Source organism: Ruminiclostridium hungatei (genome assembly GCF_002051585.1).
Classification (GTDB): domain Bacteria; phylum Bacillota; class Clostridia; order Acetivibrionales; family DSM-1351; genus Ruminiclostridium; species Ruminiclostridium hungatei.
Genome location: NZ_MZGX01000017.1, coordinates 87,918 through 103,806, shown reverse-complemented (window position 1 = coordinate 103,806; position 15,889 = coordinate 87,918). Strand labels below are relative to the sequence as shown.

Sequence of the window (15,889 nt, the reverse complement as noted above, 5' to 3'; positions counted from 1 at the left end):
CTGTAAAAATAAAGCAGCTTGTTCGGGCATTCTGATGAATTAGGCTTGACATACTGAAGGCGGTGTTATATCTTGGAATAAAATATCCGGCTGCCATGAAATGCTTTCGGGGATGAAATCCAGGAACAGCGTTGGAAGGCGGTTTTTACGGATATAAAATGCGAATACGCAATATTGTTAAAAGAGGTGAAACGGTATGCTGTTTATATGTTATCCTAAATGTACCACCTGCCGAAAGGCACAAAAATGGCTGGACGAGAAAGGGTGCGCCTACACTTTCAGAGATATCAGGCAGTACAACCCCACCTATGAGGAACTGAAAAGGTGGGTGGAGAAAGGCGGGCTTCCTGTACGGAAGTTCTTCAATACCAGCGGAGTATTATATAAATCCATGGACCTTAAGAACAAACTGGAGTCCATGAGCGAAGAGGAGCAGCTTAAGCTGCTGAGTACCGATGGAATGCTTGTAAAAAGACCTCTGCTGGTGGACGGAGAAACAATATTGACAGGCTTTAATGAAAAGGAGTGGAGTGGAAGGCTGTGATTTTGAATTTTCAAAATTTTGAGTTAATATGATAGTTTTGGGAATAATAAGCCTGAAGGTTATCAAAGTCAATTACGGTTCAAAGCCATCGGCTTCCAAAAGCCAACAAGTTGGCTCTGAATTATGCTTTTAAGCTGACTTTGAAAGCCGATATGACTCATGAAAGGAAATAGTATGAGGCTGAGAAGATGGAATACTCCCAAAGTAGCTATTACTCATAACAGAGATGAAGCGGCAGCCATAAAACAAGCTCTGGAGCTGCTGCAGATAACCTCTGCAATTGGAAATGAGGATGTGATTGTGATTACACCCAACTGGGTGAACAATAAGCAGCCCGATTCTGCCGTGGTGGTCGGGCCGGAAAGCCTCAGACAGATAATAAGGATATTCAAGGCTAAAACGCCAAAAAGGATAGTGGTTGCAACAGGCACTGCCGACGGTGAGACAAAGGAGGTCATGGACTCGGTTGGCTTCGGAAAGGTGATTGCCGAGGAGGGTGTGGAGTTTATAGACCTGAACCACGGGCCTTTTGTAAGAATTGATTTGGAGCACCCCATAGTCAAGGCTACCAACCTGAACAGGCTTTATGAAGAGGTTACTGTTTTGGTTTCCTTCACCCAACTGAAGCAGCATGAGGAGGCCACAATGTCCGCAGCAATAAAAAATATTGCGTTGGGGTGGCCTTCTGCGGAAGAACACGGGCATCCAAAAAAGAACCTGGGAATCCATACCGACCTGCATGGCTTCATATATGCCATGGCCCAAAAAGTGCCCATTGACTTGTCCATTGTCAGTGCCAGCCCGGCTATGATAGGCACAGGTCCTTCAAAAGGAATCTCCCGGCATACTGGCCTGGTTGTGGCCGGCTGCGATCCTGTTGCTGCCGATACGGTTGCTGCAAGGCTTTTGGGCTTTAAGCCCCAGGCTGTCAGGTATTTGTTCGAATGCGGCAACAACAAAATAGGGCAAAGCGTTATAGATAAAATAAATATTGTTGGAATCCCCCTGGTGGAGGCTGAAAACATATTCAGCCGTGCGGCATATGGTGACGGCCTGGCTGTGGATAAGAAATAAACCTGCAGTTGAAAGGGAATACAAATAATATGAGGTCTTGCTCTTCAAAAGAACATAAAAGGCCGGCTTGTACATGAGAGTACCTGCCGGCCTTTGCTGTGTGCGCTCAGCACCGAAAGTCCATGGGCGAAGGTCACTGAAACTTCCTGGACCCCGGGGCATGGCCTTTTGTGTAAGTAAATCCGGACATTTATCTGAACTCCCTGGCCAATGCCTCAAAGGCGGGCAGAGAATTCTTTATTGTTTCAAGGCTCACACAATAGGCCAGCCTGAAATGGCCCGGACCTCCGAAGCCCGAACCTGGAACTATGAGCAGATTGTATTTTACGGCTCTGTTTTTGAACTCCACATCATCTGCAATCAGGGATTTGGGAAAGAGGTAGAAGGCTCCGTCAGGCTTCACACACTCATAACCCATTTGAGTCAGGCTGTTGTACAGCAAATCCCTTCTTTCCTTATAAATATTTATATCCACCGAGGAATCAATAGCCTTGGCTATAACCTTCTGGAACAGGGCGGGAGCGTTGACAAAGCCCAGAACCCTGTTGCAGTAAATCAAGCCGCCCATTAAGGTATCAATATCCTCAGCCTCTGGATTTGTAGCTATATAACCCATGCGCTCTCCGGGAAGAGAGAGGGACTTGCTGAAACAGTCAATCATTATTGCATTTGGGCATATTGTCAGAATGTTGGGTATTTCCACATCATAAGCCAGCTTCCTGTATGGCTCGTCGGAAATAATATAGATTGTATGTCCGTATTCCTTTCCTTTCTGCTCAAGCACTTTGGCAATAGCCTTTAAAACGTCCTCACCATAAACTACTCCTGTAGGATTGTTTGGAGTATTGATAAGTACCGCCTTGGTATTGGCAGTTATTTTGGACCTTAGCAGCTCCGGGTCGGGCAGGAAGGTCTTTGAATCAGTATTTACCATTACCGTCTTGCCGCCGTGATTGTCAATATACGAGGTATATTCAACAAAGTAAGGCGCAAAAATAATCACTTCCTCACCTGGGTTCAAAAGGGTTTTCAAGACAACATTCAAAGCTCCCCCAGCGCCAACCGTCATGACTATGTTGTTGAAGGTGAGCTGAAGCCCGGTTTCCCGGTTGATTTTGCCTGCTATGGTTTCCCTCACCTCAGTGTAACCTGCATTATTCATATATAGATGCATACCTGGCTCGTTTGAACCGGCCAGCTCCCGCAAGGCAGCCTTGACTTCTGCAGGAGGCTCTGGGTCGGGATTTCCAAGAGAAAAGTCATAGACCTTATCTGCTCCATACAGTTTTTTGAGTCTTGCACCTTCTTCAAACATAGCTCGTATCATTGATGAATTTGCAAGCCTGTCTTTAATTTTATCCGATATCATCTTAATTCCTCCTCACAGAATTTTTTTATATTTTAATAAATCTGAACAACAAACGGGTAAGGTATTCCAAGCCGGTGAACCAAATCACCTGACCCGGGTTATTTTTATTATTTTTTCTTCCTCAGGCGATATATTGATTGTCTTAAAGTTATCATATATGACCATGCCGGGCTTGGCGCCACCGGGTTTCTTGACGTTTTTTACAAGGGTGTAGTCCACTGGGACGTTATGTGACATTCTGGCACTGCTGTGATGGGCGGCAAGGGCTGCAGCTTCCTCCAGCGTAGAGTTTGGAACCTCACGGCGTTCCGTCCTTATTACAACGTGCGAACCCGGAATGTTTCTGGTATGCAGCCAGATGTCGCCGGCTGAAGCAAGCTTCAAGGTCAGCAGATCATTTTGCTTGTTATTTTTTCCCACAAGAATAACAAAGCCGTCACTTGAAGTGAATTCCAAGGGGGCAGAGGGTTTGTCCTGCTTCTTTTTTTGATTTCTGGCAGAGGCTCTGATATAGCCCTGGTCCGTTAACTCCTGCCTGACCTCTTCAATTTCCAGCCTGTTACTGCAGTTTTCCAGCATTGCCTGTACACTCTGCAGGTATTCCAGCTCGGACAAGGTCTCTTTTAACTGCTGTGTCACGTTTAAATGAGTGCTCTTGGCCTTTGAGAACTGCTTGTAGTATTTCTGTGCATTTTCCTGAACAGATTTATGTTCGTTTAAAGGAATATTGATATACTCCTGGTTTTCGCTGTAATAATTCAAAACCCTTGCAGCTTTACTGCCCGGGGGAATGCAGTAAATGTTGGCAGTGACCAGCTCTCCATATAGCTGAAGCTTATTCCTGTCGGATACCTCCCGGAGCTTGTCATGAAAAATGGAAATTTTCTTTTCACAGCGGTCTATGCTGTTCTTAATTACCTTTACCACATCGCCCATTTTTTGTGACAGACGTTCATTTGTATCCCTGAGAGCATAGAAATCATCCAGAGCAACAGATAAAAGCTCATAGTTTTTAAAAATAACCGGTTGGCTGGGAGCAAGGCAATAAAAGTCCAGCGGCCTGAGCAGGTTTTTATCCTGGTAGACAATGCAGGGCTGAAAAGCGTTGTTTTTTATCCGGTCCAGGTAATCCTTCAGGGCAGATATGACTTTTTCCCTTTGGGAACCGTCCAGGTCCGCAACCGGTGTTTTGGGTGCAACACCCGCTGCTGCACAAATTTCGCGGCAGGTATACGGGCTGAAACCCTTTATGATATTCAGCAGCAGCCCTTCAAGGTGTTTGGCCTCACCGGCAGTTCTATGCCGGAAGATATGGTCTGCTTCAACACTTTCAGGCAGTTCCTTGTCTTGAGCAGGCGGGAGGGAATAGGGCCTTGCAGGCATAACCTCCCTGACACTGCTGATATCACTGTCTACGTGCTTTATGGAATCAATGATTTTGTCCTGGCTGTTCAGCAGGATAATATTGCTGTGCTTTCCCATTATTTCAATCACGACCCTTTTAACGGATAAATCCCCCAGCTCATTAACTGATTCTATATTGAGCGAGATAACTCTTTCATAGTCGTGAAAGCTTATGTCAAGCAGCTTACCCCCTGAAAGGTGCTTTCGCATAAGCATGCAGAAAACAGGAGGTGCCTGTGGGTTTTCCTTTTGAGCCGCGGTGATGTGGAGGCGTGGATAATTGGCATTGGCACTGGCCACAAGCCTGTAGTTCCGGCTTTTGGAACGGATCAGCAGCACTATTTCATCTGCTTCGGGCTGAAAGACCTTGTCCACCCTTCCGCCTGCAAGCAGGCTATTTAATTCATTTACAATACATTTTGTCACTATTCCGTCAAATGGCATTTTAGTATAGACTCCCGTTAAAAAACTTAATGCGGTATATTATTGATATATGTTATATTTTAATCCGTTAAACAAGCTGAGGTATGGATTTTCAATCCTCAAGGGCCTGACGGATATCCTCTATAATGTCCTCCACGTTTTCAATTCCCACTGAAAAACGTATTAGGCCGGGATCGATTCCCGCCTGAACCAATTGTTCATCGGATAACTGTCTGTGAGTGGAGCTGGCCGGATGGAGCACCGCCGTTCTGCAATCCGCAACGTGAACGACTATTGCAGCCAGCTTGAGCTTGTCCATGAACCTGACCGCACCTTCTCTTCCGCCTTTGATTCTGAAGGATACAACGCCGCTGCAGCCTTTTGGCAGGTATTTGTCCGCCAAAGCATGGTAGGGGTCGTTCTTAAGATAAGGGTAGCTTACAGACAGGATTTTGTCACTTGACGCAAGAAATCCGGCAACACTTTCAGCATTCCTGCAATGGCGCTCAATTCTCAAATGCAGGGTTTCCAGGCCCAGATTTAAAAGGAAGGCATTATTTGCCGACATATAGCAGCCGAAATCTCTTATAAGCTGAACCCTGGCTTTTGTTATGTAGGCGGCCCTTCCGCAGTCCCTGGTATAAATCATGCCGTGATAGGATTCATCGGGCTCTGTCAGGCCGGGAAACTTTCCGTTCTCCCAGTTGAAATTTCCTGAATCTACAATAACTCCCCCCACGCATACAGCATGGCCGTCCATGTATTTGGTAGTGGAATGGATTACGATATCAGCACCATATTCTATAGGTCTTAAAAGCATTGGAGTGGCAAAGGTATTGTCAATAATCAACGGCACCTTATTTCTGTGAGCAATGGCCGCAAATTTTTCCATATCCAGAATACTGATTTTGGGATTTGCTATTGACTCGCCGAATAGGACCTTTGTGTTTGGCTGGAAGGCCTTTTGTATTTCTTCCTCCGAACTGTCCTGGTCAACGAAGGTAATACCGATGCCCATTTCGTTCAGCCGCTTGTGGAACAGGTTAAAGGTTCCGCCGTATATGGTGCTGGAGCATACGAAATGGTCGCCGGACTTGCAGATATTCAATATGGACAGCAGGGAAGCAGCCTGTCCCGAAGAGGTGCAAATAGCTCCAATACCGCCTTCCAGGGCAGCAATCTTGTTTTCGACACATTCTACTGTAGGATTGCTTATTCTGGAATACATATGCCCCGGTACTGACAGGTCAAACAGCTTGGCAACATGCTCTGTGGAATCGTATTTATATGTAGTACTCTGATATATTGGCAAAACTCTGGGCGCGCCGTTTTCAGGCTTATAGCCTTCCTGAAGGCATTTTGTTTCCATTTTCCATGACATTTGAAAAATCACTCCTCGCAAGTATCAAAAGTTCTAGAATTTAACATTAGCTTATATTTTATAATACATCAGGGATTTTAACAATAGATTGAAAGCAAGTAGAGCTGTTTATAGAAATAAACTTATGAACCAGTGGTATGTGACACCTAAAAGTCCCATATTGCCGACGGTTAAATTCTGCGCAGAATTTCGTTGTCGTTCTTTCCAATACATACAGTATTGCCTTCGTCCTCTGCCTTATCCTGCAAAAATTTTCCACCCCGCAATATACGTTTCAGATGTTACAGACCACTGGTACAACATTCGGTAAATAGGGTGTATAAATTTGGAGAAGATTTTTTAGAAATACAAGGCGGAGGAGTGTGGAATAATTGCTTTATTTCAATTGACGACAACGATGTAGTTCAAAAAAATATACCCAAATTATGTGCCAGGATTTACCGAATGTTGTACTGGCTGGCTATAAACAATCCGCTGAAATTATTGTCAGACTATTGGTGCGAAGGCTGGCGGGGCTCACCGGCTGTATCTGCCTCATCCTCCCGGGGACCGGGATTTTGTTCAAAGGGTCTGACCAAACTGCTGAAGCCCATAAAGGGGTTATTGTGTATGCTGTCTATAATAGTGTCTATTCTTTGGGATACGTAGCTGTCATTTCTTCTTTTATTTCTCATGGGAATACCAAAAGTCCTTTCCTGCCTTACGGCTTTTTAAACTGCTTCTTTTATATTATTCTGGGATAAAGAAGGTTATTTAATTCATAAATGTTTCTGTAAAAAGTAAAACAGACAAATCCGGTTGGGATTTGTCTGTTTTACCAAAGTCAATTACGGTTCAAAGCCTTCGCCTTCCAAAAGCCAACAAGCTGGCTCTGAATTATGCTTTCAAGCCGGCTATTAAAGCCGGTAGTAATTGACTTTGATAGCTGTATATATTTATATTTTGCAATTCACAATATTGCTGTTAATGACAGAGCAGACTGCTTGATTGGGCTAGGCTGCAATATCTTCACTGTCCTGAGCATTTGATTTTCTGAAACCGCCCTTTTTGGAATAGACGATGGCTCCAATAATCAATACCGCACAAATGCCAAGTGCCACCAGCATTCCTGCGTCGGTACTCTTATACTGTATAAGGATGGGGGCTGCCAAAAGAGATACAAGGTTTATAACCTTAATCATTGGATTAAGGGCAGGGCCAGCCGTATCCTTCAGCGGATCACCTACCGTATCTCCCACAACCGCAGCCTTATGGCTCTCAGAGCCTTTTCCGCCGTGAGCACCGTCCTCGATGGTTTTCTTTGCATTATCCCAGGCGCCGCCGGAATTGGCCATGAATACTGCCAGCAACTGTCCCGAAATGATTACGCCTGCCAGAAAACCGCCCAGGGCTTCAACTCCGAGAAGAATACCAACTATCAGTGGTGAGACCACCGCAATAATTGCAAGTCCCAGAAGTTCTCTTTGAGCAGCCACAGTACAGATATCCACGGCTCTCTGATAGTCCGGTCTGACCTTGCCCTGAAGGAGGCCGGGAATCTTAAACTGCCGTCTTACTTCATTGACTATGAGAGAGGCGGCTCTTGTAACAGAATTTATGATAAGTGACGAGAAAAGCCAGGGAATACATGCTCCAATGAGCATTCCTATAAACACCACAGGACTTGACACACGTATGCCGGTATCAAAAATAGTTTCCTTGGCACCCATACCGATTTGAATCTTGGACACATCTGTAAGGAAGGAGCCGAACAGGGATACTGCGGCTATAACGGCAGAACCTATGGCAACACCCTTTGTAATAGCCTTTGTAGTATTGCCTGTAGCGTCAAGGCTGTCCATAACTTTTCTGGCATCCTTGTCCAGACCGGCAAGTTCACCTATTCCGTTTGCATTGTCGGCAATAGGCCCGAAGGAGTCCATTGCCACATTGTTACCGGTAAGTGTAAGCATTCCTATACCTGTCATGGCCACTCCATAAAGGACATAATGCACATCCTGTCCCCAGAATATCAAGACTGAACTGAGTATGGTCGCTGCAATAACTACAGTCTGCCATACTGCACTTTCAAAGCCCTCCGCCAATCCGCGGAGAATTAGAGTTGCAGAGCCTGTTTTTGAAGATGCGGCTATATCTTTAACCGGTCTGTGGGAGGTATCGGTAAAATGCTTGGTAACTTCATCCAGAGCTACGGCAAGTAAAATACCTACTCCAACGCAAAGGAAAGCTTTCCATTCATTCATGTAGAGGGCTGCCAATAATGCAAAGGCGGCAAGACTTATAACTGCGGAAGTATAAAACCCTTTATTTATGGATTTGAGGGCGTCACCTTTTTTTGACCCTCTGACCAGATAGGTGCCTACTATGGAAGACAGAACTCCTATTCCTCTTACAAGCAGAGGAAATATTATCCATTTTAGTTCCCCTGTCAGGGAATAAAGGGACAAGCCCAAAATCAAACCTGATACGATTGTTACTTCATAAGACTCAAATATATCGGCTGCCATACCGGCACAGTCACCAACATTGTCTCCCACAAGGTCGGCTATTACCGCCGCATTTCTGGGGTCGTCCTCGGGAATGCCTGCTTCCACCTTGCCCACCAGGTCTGCTCCCACATCTGCCGCCTTGGTATAAATGCCTCCGCCGACTCTCATGAACAAAGCCAGAAGAGTTCCGCCGAAGCCGAAACCAAGAAGTGCGTCAGGAGCTGCGATTCCAAGAACAATAAAAATGAGGGTTCCGCCCAGCAACCCCAATCCATCGGTAAGCATACCGGTTATTGTTCCGGTTCTGTAGGCGATTTTCAACGCTTCGCCGAAGCTTCTTCTGGAAGCGGAGGCTACACGTACATTGCCTTCTACAGCCATTCGCATGCCGAACTGTCCAACCAGCAGGGAGAAGATTGCACCCATAACAAAAGCAATAGCCCTTGCAAAGCCGATTATGATTTTAACATTATCCTCACTTAAATTTGAAAACCTTTTTGTTGCCTCCTCACTTGGAGGAACAATATAAACAGAAAAGAATAAAAGAACGGTAAGAACAGCAATAAGAGGGAGGATGGACTTGAGCTGCCGGCGCAGATAAGCGTCCGCCCCGCCCTTGATGGAATTCCATACCTCCTGCATTTTTTCAGTACCCTTGTCATACTTCATGACCTGACGCCGAAGTATGAGTGCATAACCCAGGCCCAGAAAGGCGATAATAAGTACGCACCAGATTCCAAAAGTCTCAAACCGTGTTGCATTGCTTAAACCAGACATTAAATACACACCCTTTCAAAAAATTTTTTTATTTAAAAAAATTAATAAACGGAAAGAATGGAATGAGTAATAAAAAAAATTGTGCCAAATTATACATTCTATGAAATTCTATTTTTTCCTTTATTTTTTCCCCCTTTTTTTAAAAATATTTATATAAATTATCATATTGTCCGGCTAGTGGTCTGTAACATTGTTTCTTGACATTTTGAGTTAAAATTCATCAAAAAAATACAATTGACTTTTTGCCGGATTGATAGGTATTAAAAGCCACAATAGGCTTAAATACAGCAGTTGAAGCTAAAACAATACTGTATGGTGTTATGTACCTATTGACATAGACAACACATATAAACTATAATTTCAAGGTGATGATTTTACAATTACTGACATGTTTTTTATAAATATGTATTATTGTGTAGTTTTGTGCGTTTTTACATTGAGTTATATGTAATATAACTATAAAAATATTTTACTTGGAGGTTGATTATGTTAAAGCAGCGTTCTTTTTGGGGTTACTTTGGACTTGTTTTAATAACTTTGGGTATTTATGGCTTGGTTTTTGTCTATAAGATGACAAAGGACATTAATACCTTAACCGGTGATGAGGCTCCCGAAACAAGTCCGGGTCTGGCACTGGTACTTTATATGTTTACGTGCGGCATATATCCTCTGATCTGGTATTACCAGCAGGGTCAGAAGCTGTACAATTCCGGTATGGCAAAGGGAGTTGCAGTAAAGGAAACGGGAGCTTCCTATCTGCTGTGGATAATCCTTGGAGCATTTCTCTTTGGACTGGGACCGTTGATTGCAATAGCCAAGTTTATAAAGAACTACAATAATATGGTTGTTATTTATAATAACAGAGTAATTAATAATGCAAATGCATAATAAAAAAGGCGGACTTTCCAGTCCGCCTTTTTTATTATGCATTTTTACCTGCCTTACCTGCTTTACATTTCAGAAAAAGACTCTTTGGGTAAAGCCCTGTCGGGCCCGGAAACTTCATCAGCTTCCTTTGAATCTGCCAAAAGCTTTCCCATTCTGAGCTTTGAGACAATCATATTCAGTATAAGGAAAGCCAGGCCGGTGCAGCCGAGAACAAGCAGGTTCTGAGCCAGATAACCGTAATCTATGCCGGAGATTACTTCCTTTAATGCATTAACAGAATATGTCATGGGCATAAAGGGGTTTATAGCATTAAAGAAGTTGGGGACCAGCTCCATGGGGAAGGTTCCCCCGCAGGAGGTAAGCTGGAGTATCAGCAGAAGTATTGCAGTGAATTTTCCCACATCTCTGAGTTGTACCAGCAAAAATCTCATGATTGAAGTAAAGGAAAGTGAGATTATGATACTTGCCAGTACAAAAAGCACGGTATTTTTTACCTGCAGATGCAGCCCGTTCAATATGGCAATGTCCAGAACAACTGCCTGTGCCATACCGATAAGACTGTAACCTGCGAACCTGAGAAAGCCCCTTGAATTTTCAGACAGCCTGCGGAACCTGACATCGGGGTCCAGATAAATGGCAAAGAACATCATGAGTGCGCCAACCCACAGTGAAAGCGACACAAAGTAAGGGGTAAAGGCAGTTCCGTAATCCGGGATTCCATTGACTTTCTGCTCCTTCAGCAGGATTGGTCCTGCAATATACTCTTTTAGTCCGTCAATTCCGTCAAGCTGACTGTCAGCTCCGGACAGAGAACCGGAAACATCCTGGTGTGCCTTGGAGATCCCTGAAGTGAGTTCCCCCATTCCGGCATAAAGTTTTTCTTCACCGTCATATAGTTTTACTGCACCGGAATACAGGTGTCCACTTCCGCCGGCGGCTTCAGCCATCCCTGAAGCAAGCTCAGAGGCTCCGGCCTGAAGACGGGAGGCTCCTTCATAGAGTTCCTTTGAACTGGCGGCGGCAGAACTGACATTCTCCGAAACAACAGTTATAGCTGAATCAATCCGGCCATAGGACGCATGAAGCTTTTCCGCTCCTGCCGAAATCTGGCTAAAGCTGTCAGAAAGCCTGCCCAGGCCTGCATTCAGACTGTCTGCTCCCTGGGTCAACCCGGAAGCGCCTTCACACAGCTTTTCCCCTGACAGCGTCAACGCCGCTCCTGCCTGTTTTATCTGTTCCGGAGCCTGCTGTCCGGCTTGAAGTGCTTTGACAATTGCCTGCATGTTCTGGTCATTCAGGGCTTCCGGGTGTGCAGACATATATTGCCGGAGCATGGCTGCAATACCCGCTTGTGCATCTGCAGACTTATTAACGGATTCCACATAATTATTAAGACCGGAAGAAAAGGCCTGCAGGTTCTTGCCGTAGGATTCCATACCATTCTTGAGCCCAGAGGAGGAGGAGGCGAGCTGAGCGGTGCCCGTACTGAGTTTTGTAAGGCTTTCATTCACGGACGTCAATCCCTGTGAAAAGGAGGAGACTCCTTTTACGAGCCCGGGTATGGTTTGTGCACCTGCATTGAGCTTTTCATAGAACACGCCGGCTCCGTCCCGGAGCTTCCGTGCGCCGTCTGACAGCTTCCCGGAACTTGCCCTGGCAGACTTGATTCCCTTGTTCAGGTCATATAGGCCTGTATTGAATTGTTTTTGACCGGCAATCAGCTCTCCTGTCTTCAAATAAATTGTATCTGCGCCGTCGTCCAGCTTTTTCAGCCCTCCGTCCAATTCCTTCAAGTCTGAGGGGATATCCTTAATCTGCTGAAAAAGGGTGTCCATAATTTCCTCGGAAACCTCCTCTGAAATCTTGTCTTTGAACTCAAGCGTGACTCTGCTTAATACCTGGCTTGCCAGGTAATTTCTTTTTTCGTTTACACTGTAATTAAGGGTTCCCTTTATTTTTTCAATATCACCTGCGGTAGAGATGTTCTTTGAAAATTCAGGCGGTATATAAACAGCAGCGTAGTATCTTCTTCCATTAAGGCCGTCTTTGGCGTCTGCGTCGTCGGTTACAACCCATTTTAAGGTGTTATCGTTTTCAAGCTTGCCGGTTATTTCCTTACCGATGTTTTTATCCCTGCCGTTTATAGTTGCACCGGAATCCTGATTCACAACAGCCACCGGAAGGTTTTCCAGCTTACTGTACGGGTCCCAGAAAGCATCGAGGTAAAAGAAGCTGTATACCAGTGGAATTATGATCACTGCCAGAATTACAGCTACGATTTTGTATTTTTTTAACTTTTGCATTATTCTGCCTCCTTTTAGTCAATGATAAATTTAAAAAATATTTCACCTCCAAAAATGTTTTAAAATTAAATAATTTGAAATTCAAAGTAATTATACAAAAAAATATATCAGCTAAATACCTTGTCAAAATGGGAGTTTACATTGGAAAGAATATCAATTAATGCTTTCCTTTCCTGGGGATTCAGTATGCAAAAAATTTTTTCGGCAATTTTATTCCTTAATTCCACAATGGATTTAAAAACATCCACCCCGGTTTCGGAAAGGGATATGAAAACCTGACGCCTGTCTTCTTCATCACGCTGCCGGACGACATAACCCTTTTTTATAAGCCTGTCAATGGTGACTGTGGGTGTACCGAAGGTAACTCCCAAAGTATTGGCGATTTCTGACATCTTCTTATTCTCAGAGCCGTGGCCTATTACAAGTATTGTATTTATCTCGATTACCGTAAGGTCTTCAAGGCTCTTGCTCAGGTATTTCTTGCTTTCGAGCTTGTAATACTTGTCAAACAGCTTTCTGAATAACTGGTCAACAAGCAGCAGCTCATTTGCCTTTTCGGAACTCATTCTGACAACACCTCGTTTATTTTGAAATTCAAACTATTTGATAATAAATATAAACGTTTTTATAAATATTGTAAAGCATATTTATTATAAATTTTCAAATAATTTTATAGTGAAAAGAGCAATAGGAAAATTTATACAAAATTATTACATTATGGGTTTTTAATATTTACTTTTTATAAAAAAGATGGTAATATTATGCAGAACAGATTATTTACAAAAGAAAAGAATGGTGATTAACATGGAAAACAAAACTTTTTTGCTAAATAAGGAAGTAGAATGTCTGAAGGAAGAATTATATGATCTGCTGGAAAACGAGCCTTGGGCACAGTATGATATCTTGCGCATAAGTACGCGTTTAGACAACCTGATAATCAAATTCTACAAACCAGAATGATATTTGACGTGAATTGAATTACATTCATTGACCAAGTTTTTTATTGCTTTTTTCTTTATAAAATTTGTTTCCAGATTGATATTTTCAGAGATATATCTGATTTTATTTGCCGTATGGCTTTTGAAATCAGTTATATCAATGGTCTTGTTTTTATATTGCTTCAATAGAATTGAAAGCATGGCAATACAGCATTCCAGCAATTGCTTATCATAATTTTCCATGTCTTCACACATAATGTATTCTCCATCTCTATGAATTTTTTATAAAGTTCTGACAAAATAACTATAATAAATATACGAAAAATTGTCAAATATTTCCTATGGATATGAATTTGAAATTTATCTGATTGAAATTATCTGATATAATTCTATAAAGAATCAAAATTTGATAAAGATTTTTCAGGTGGCCGGTATGCTCAATATTCATGTTAATGATGACTGCTTATTCGTTAAAAGTATAGACAGGACAAGTATAAAGAAAATCTATTCAATATATACAAATTCCAATGACTTTAAATATGCGACAGGTATTTTCCAGCCCATAGGTTATGAGCAATTTGCAAATAACCTATCCCAGTTTATACAGAGGGAAAATGTGTTTTTTCTTCATGTCCGGCTGCATTCGGGTGAGACAATAGGCCTGGTGAAGGGAATAGTCATAGAAAATGACAATATAGTCTGGATAAATTCCATGGTTATAGATACTCCATATCAGGGCAGGGGATACGGCCGAAGGGTTATTGGGCTTCTGGAGGATTATTTCAGGTGTGACAGCATGGCCCGGAGAATTTATCTGTCTGTTTTCAAACCCAATACAGTGGGAGTGAGGTTCTGGAAAAAATGTGGATTTGACGACTGCAATCAATTTCCGGGAAGGAAGACGGTAAAATATAATGATACTGTTCAGATTATGTATAAATTGTTATAAATGATATACATATTACAGAAATATTACTAAAAAATTGCTGTTTTATTTCAAAAAGTTTGACAAACTGTTACAAATTGAATATAATGTTCAAAGAGTAAATAAATGCAGTGGGACTAAATTATAGAAATTGTGGACCTTGATTTATTTACCGTAAATAAAGCTGAATCCCTTAAAGGGTACGGAGGAACCAAATTATTGGGGTGAGTCCATGAAAATGGTAGGGAGATCCTATTGCCCGAGCCCGACAGCTAACTTCGGAAGCGAACTATAGGAGGAGCCAATGTCAGGTAAGATCAGCAAGATACTTGTTGGATGTATTTTTGCCTTTTCTCTGGTTTTGATTTGTTCAGTGGCTATGGCGGCTTCACAGCCTGCCCAGATAGTGGGGACCAAGGTAAACGTGAGAACGGCACCGGATACTTCTTCAAGTGTAATCACAAAGTTATCCAATGCAAGGGTATCGATTGTTGATAAGTCCAATGGCTGGTACAAGATTTCCTTTAATGGAAAGACAGGCTGGGTAAGCGGTGACTACATAAAAGTATTGACTGCCAAAGGTACTATTAATGCTGAAGGCGTTAATTTCAGAGAAACTGCCAGCACATCCGGCAAGATAATCGATTCCTTAAGTAAGGGGACGAGTGTAGAAATTCTTGATACTCTCTCAGATTGGCACAAGGTAAAGGTGGGCAGCAAGACAGGTTATATCGTGACCAAATTTGTTACAGCCGCCAGTACCGAACAGAAGTCATCCCGTTCTACAACAGTATCAACCTTGTCAGATGCAGATTCAGGAGTAGCCGACGACTCTGCGGAAAGTGATATAGTTGCATACGCCAAGAAATTTGTTGGAGTACGGTATGTTTATGGTGGAAAAAGCCCAAGTGGCTTTGATTGCTCAGGTTTCGTTGGATACGTTTTTAAGAATTTCGGAATTAAGCTTAATAGTTCCGCTGCAAGCATGTATTCAGACGGTGTAAAGGTATCTAAGAGTGCATTAAAAGCAGGAGATCTATTGTTTTTTGACGCATCTTCTAGGAAGGCATCTGGCGCAATTGACCATGTAGGTATTTATATAGGAGGCGGCCTTTTTATTCATGCTTCTACTTCAAATAAAAAGGTTATTATACAGGACCTATCAGAATACCAGGGAAAATATATTGGTGCAAAAAGAGTAATGTAAATTTTATCATAAACCCACAAAAACGTCCGGACAGGACGTTTTTGTGTATCATTTTACTTTTCTTTCTCAATTCTTTAATTAACAGAAAATATATTTCTTCTTATTTCATTTTATTTAATTCGCAAGTATAACCATTCTTTTTTCTTTTCAAGGAATATCCATTGGCA

Annotated in this window: 14 protein-coding genes and 1 riboswitch; of the genes, 6 read left to right on the top strand and 8 right to left on the bottom strand. The window is 42.8% G+C overall.

What is annotated here, in order from left to right:
• The first annotated feature begins 196 nt into the window (after nucleotides 1–196).
• Both CLHUN_RS13270 and CLHUN_RS13265 read left to right on the top strand, forming a co-directional pair.
• Nucleotides 197–544 carry an arsenate reductase family protein gene (locus CLHUN_RS13270; RefSeq protein WP_080065115.1) on the top strand — a complete coding sequence of 116 codons (348 nt, stop codon included), beginning with the start codon at nucleotides 197–199 and terminating at the stop codon, nucleotides 542–544.
• Nucleotides 545–718: 174 nt separating this feature from the next.
• Nucleotides 719–1,618 carry a DUF362 domain-containing protein gene (locus CLHUN_RS13265; RefSeq protein ID WP_080065114.1) on the top strand — a complete coding sequence of 300 codons (900 nt, stop codon included), beginning with the start codon at nucleotides 719–721 and terminating at the stop codon, nucleotides 1,616–1,618.
• Nucleotides 1,619–1,808: 190 nt separating this feature from the next.
• On the opposite strand, the gene CLHUN_RS13260 is transcribed toward CLHUN_RS13265, so the two are convergent.
• The 5 genes from CLHUN_RS13260 to CLHUN_RS13240 all read right to left on the bottom strand — a co-directional run bounded on the left by CLHUN_RS13260 (nucleotide 1,809) and on the right by CLHUN_RS13240 (nucleotide 9,461).
• A complete protein-coding gene (locus tag CLHUN_RS13260) occupies nucleotides 1,809–2,987 on the bottom strand; it encodes a pyridoxal phosphate-dependent aminotransferase (RefSeq protein WP_080065113.1) in 1,179 nt (392 codons plus the stop codon).
• Nucleotides 2,988–3,071: 84 nt separating this feature from the next.
• Nucleotides 3,072–4,835 (bottom strand): Rqc2 family fibronectin-binding protein, encoded by a 1,764-nt coding sequence (locus tag CLHUN_RS13255; protein WP_080065112.1) that lies wholly within the window; start codon nucleotides 4,833–4,835, stop codon nucleotides 3,072–3,074.
• A 91-nt stretch (nucleotides 4,836–4,926) separates the two neighbouring features.
• Nucleotides 4,927–6,195, bottom strand: a complete 1,269-nt coding sequence (locus CLHUN_RS13250; protein ID WP_080065111.1) for an O-acetylhomoserine aminocarboxypropyltransferase/cysteine synthase family protein — start codon at nucleotides 6,193–6,195, stop codon at nucleotides 4,927–4,929.
• Nucleotides 6,196–6,686: 491 nt separating this feature from the next.
• Nucleotides 6,687–6,869: a hypothetical protein gene (locus tag CLHUN_RS13245; RefSeq protein WP_080065110.1), complete on the bottom strand. Its 183-nt coding sequence runs from the start codon at nucleotides 6,867–6,869 to the stop codon at nucleotides 6,687–6,689.
• A 318-nt stretch (nucleotides 6,870–7,187) separates the two neighbouring features.
• Nucleotides 7,188–9,461: a sodium-translocating pyrophosphatase gene (locus tag CLHUN_RS13240; protein ID WP_080065109.1), complete on the bottom strand. Its 2,274-nt coding sequence runs from the start codon at nucleotides 9,459–9,461 to the stop codon at nucleotides 7,188–7,190.
• 486 nt (nucleotides 9,462–9,947) lie between these two features.
• On the opposite strand from CLHUN_RS13240, the gene CLHUN_RS13235 reads away from it, so the two are divergent.
• Nucleotides 9,948–10,349: a DUF4234 domain-containing protein gene (locus tag CLHUN_RS13235; protein ID WP_080065108.1), complete on the top strand. Its 402-nt coding sequence runs from the start codon at nucleotides 9,948–9,950 to the stop codon at nucleotides 10,347–10,349.
• Between the two features lie 62 nt (nucleotides 10,350–10,411).
• On the opposite strand, the gene CLHUN_RS13230 is transcribed toward CLHUN_RS13235, so the two are convergent.
• Nucleotides 10,412–12,652, bottom strand: a complete 2,241-nt coding sequence (locus CLHUN_RS13230) for a YhgE/Pip domain-containing protein (protein WP_080065107.1) — start codon at nucleotides 12,650–12,652, stop codon at nucleotides 10,412–10,414.
• A 107-nt stretch (nucleotides 12,653–12,759) separates the two neighbouring features.
• Entirely contained in the window at nucleotides 12,760–13,218 is a 459-nt protein-coding gene (locus tag CLHUN_RS13225) for a MarR family winged helix-turn-helix transcriptional regulator (RefSeq protein ID WP_080065106.1), read from the bottom strand.
• 184 nt (nucleotides 13,219–13,402) lie between these two features.
• Here CLHUN_RS13225 and CLHUN_RS13220 point away from each other — a divergent pair, with 184 nt between their 5' ends.
• On the top strand, nucleotides 13,403–13,612 hold the full coding sequence (locus tag CLHUN_RS13220; RefSeq protein WP_340148338.1) for a Spo0E family sporulation regulatory protein-aspartic acid phosphatase: 210 nt from the start codon (nucleotides 13,403–13,405) through the stop codon (nucleotides 13,610–13,612).
• Here CLHUN_RS13220 and CLHUN_RS13215 read toward each other — a convergent pair.
• On the bottom strand, nucleotides 13,597–13,845 hold the full coding sequence (locus CLHUN_RS13215; RefSeq protein ID WP_080065104.1) for a hypothetical protein: 249 nt from the start codon (nucleotides 13,843–13,845) through the stop codon (nucleotides 13,597–13,599). The two genes, CLHUN_RS13220 and CLHUN_RS13215, sit on opposite strands and share 16 nt — an antisense overlap.
• A 178-nt stretch (nucleotides 13,846–14,023) precedes the next feature.
• Between CLHUN_RS13215 and CLHUN_RS13210 the strand changes: the two genes are divergently transcribed.
• The gene (locus tag CLHUN_RS13210; RefSeq protein ID WP_080065103.1) at nucleotides 14,024–14,539 is read left to right on the top strand and encodes a GNAT family N-acetyltransferase; all 516 of its coding nucleotides are present in this window, start codon (nucleotides 14,024–14,026) and stop codon (nucleotides 14,537–14,539) included.
• Between the two features lie 148 nt (nucleotides 14,540–14,687).
• Nucleotides 14,688–14,818, top strand: a riboswitch (cyclic di-AMP (ydaO/yuaA leader).
• Nucleotide 14,819: 1 nt separating this feature from the next.
• The gene (locus CLHUN_RS13205) at nucleotides 14,820–15,722 is read left to right on the top strand and encodes a C40 family peptidase (RefSeq protein ID WP_080065102.1); all 903 of its coding nucleotides are present in this window, start codon (nucleotides 14,820–14,822) and stop codon (nucleotides 15,720–15,722) included.
• Nucleotides 15,723–15,889 lie beyond the last annotated feature (167 nt).

Bases quoted from the DNA above. Each gene is read 5' to 3' on its own strand.
- CLHUN_RS13270 (WP_080065115.1), top strand. From the start codon at position 197: ATGCTGTTTATATGTTATCCTAAATGTACCACCTGCCGAAAGGCACAA.
- CLHUN_RS13265 (WP_080065114.1), top strand. From the start codon at position 719: ATGAGGCTGAGAAGATGGAATACTCCCAAAGTAGCTATTACTCATAAC.
- CLHUN_RS13260 (WP_080065113.1), bottom strand. From the start codon at position 2,987: ATGATATCGGATAAAATTAAAGACAGGCTTGCAAATTCATCAATGATA.
- CLHUN_RS13255 (WP_080065112.1), bottom strand. From the start codon at position 4,835: ATGCCATTTGACGGAATAGTGACAAAATGTATTGTAAATGAATTAAAT.
- CLHUN_RS13250 (WP_080065111.1), bottom strand. From the start codon at position 6,195: ATGTCATGGAAAATGGAAACAAAATGCCTTCAGGAAGGCTATAAGCCT.
- CLHUN_RS13245 (WP_080065110.1), bottom strand. From the start codon at position 6,869: ATGAGAAATAAAAGAAGAAATGACAGCTACGTATCCCAAAGAATAGAC.
- CLHUN_RS13240 (WP_080065109.1), bottom strand. From the start codon at position 9,461: ATGTCTGGTTTAAGCAATGCAACACGGTTTGAGACTTTTGGAATCTGG.
- CLHUN_RS13235 (WP_080065108.1), top strand. From the start codon at position 9,948: ATGTTAAAGCAGCGTTCTTTTTGGGGTTACTTTGGACTTGTTTTAATA.
- CLHUN_RS13230 (WP_080065107.1), bottom strand. From the start codon at position 12,652: ATGCAAAAGTTAAAAAAATACAAAATCGTAGCTGTAATTCTGGCAGTG.
- CLHUN_RS13225 (WP_080065106.1), bottom strand. From the start codon at position 13,218: ATGAGTTCCGAAAAGGCAAATGAGCTGCTGCTTGTTGACCAGTTATTC.
- CLHUN_RS13220 (WP_340148338.1), top strand. From the start codon at position 13,403: ATGGTAATATTATGCAGAACAGATTATTTACAAAAGAAAAGAATGGTG.
- CLHUN_RS13215 (WP_080065104.1), bottom strand. From the start codon at position 13,845: ATGTGTGAAGACATGGAAAATTATGATAAGCAATTGCTGGAATGCTGT.
- CLHUN_RS13210 (WP_080065103.1), top strand. From the start codon at position 14,024: ATGCTCAATATTCATGTTAATGATGACTGCTTATTCGTTAAAAGTATA.
- CLHUN_RS13205 (WP_080065102.1), top strand. From the start codon at position 14,820: ATGTCAGGTAAGATCAGCAAGATACTTGTTGGATGTATTTTTGCCTTT.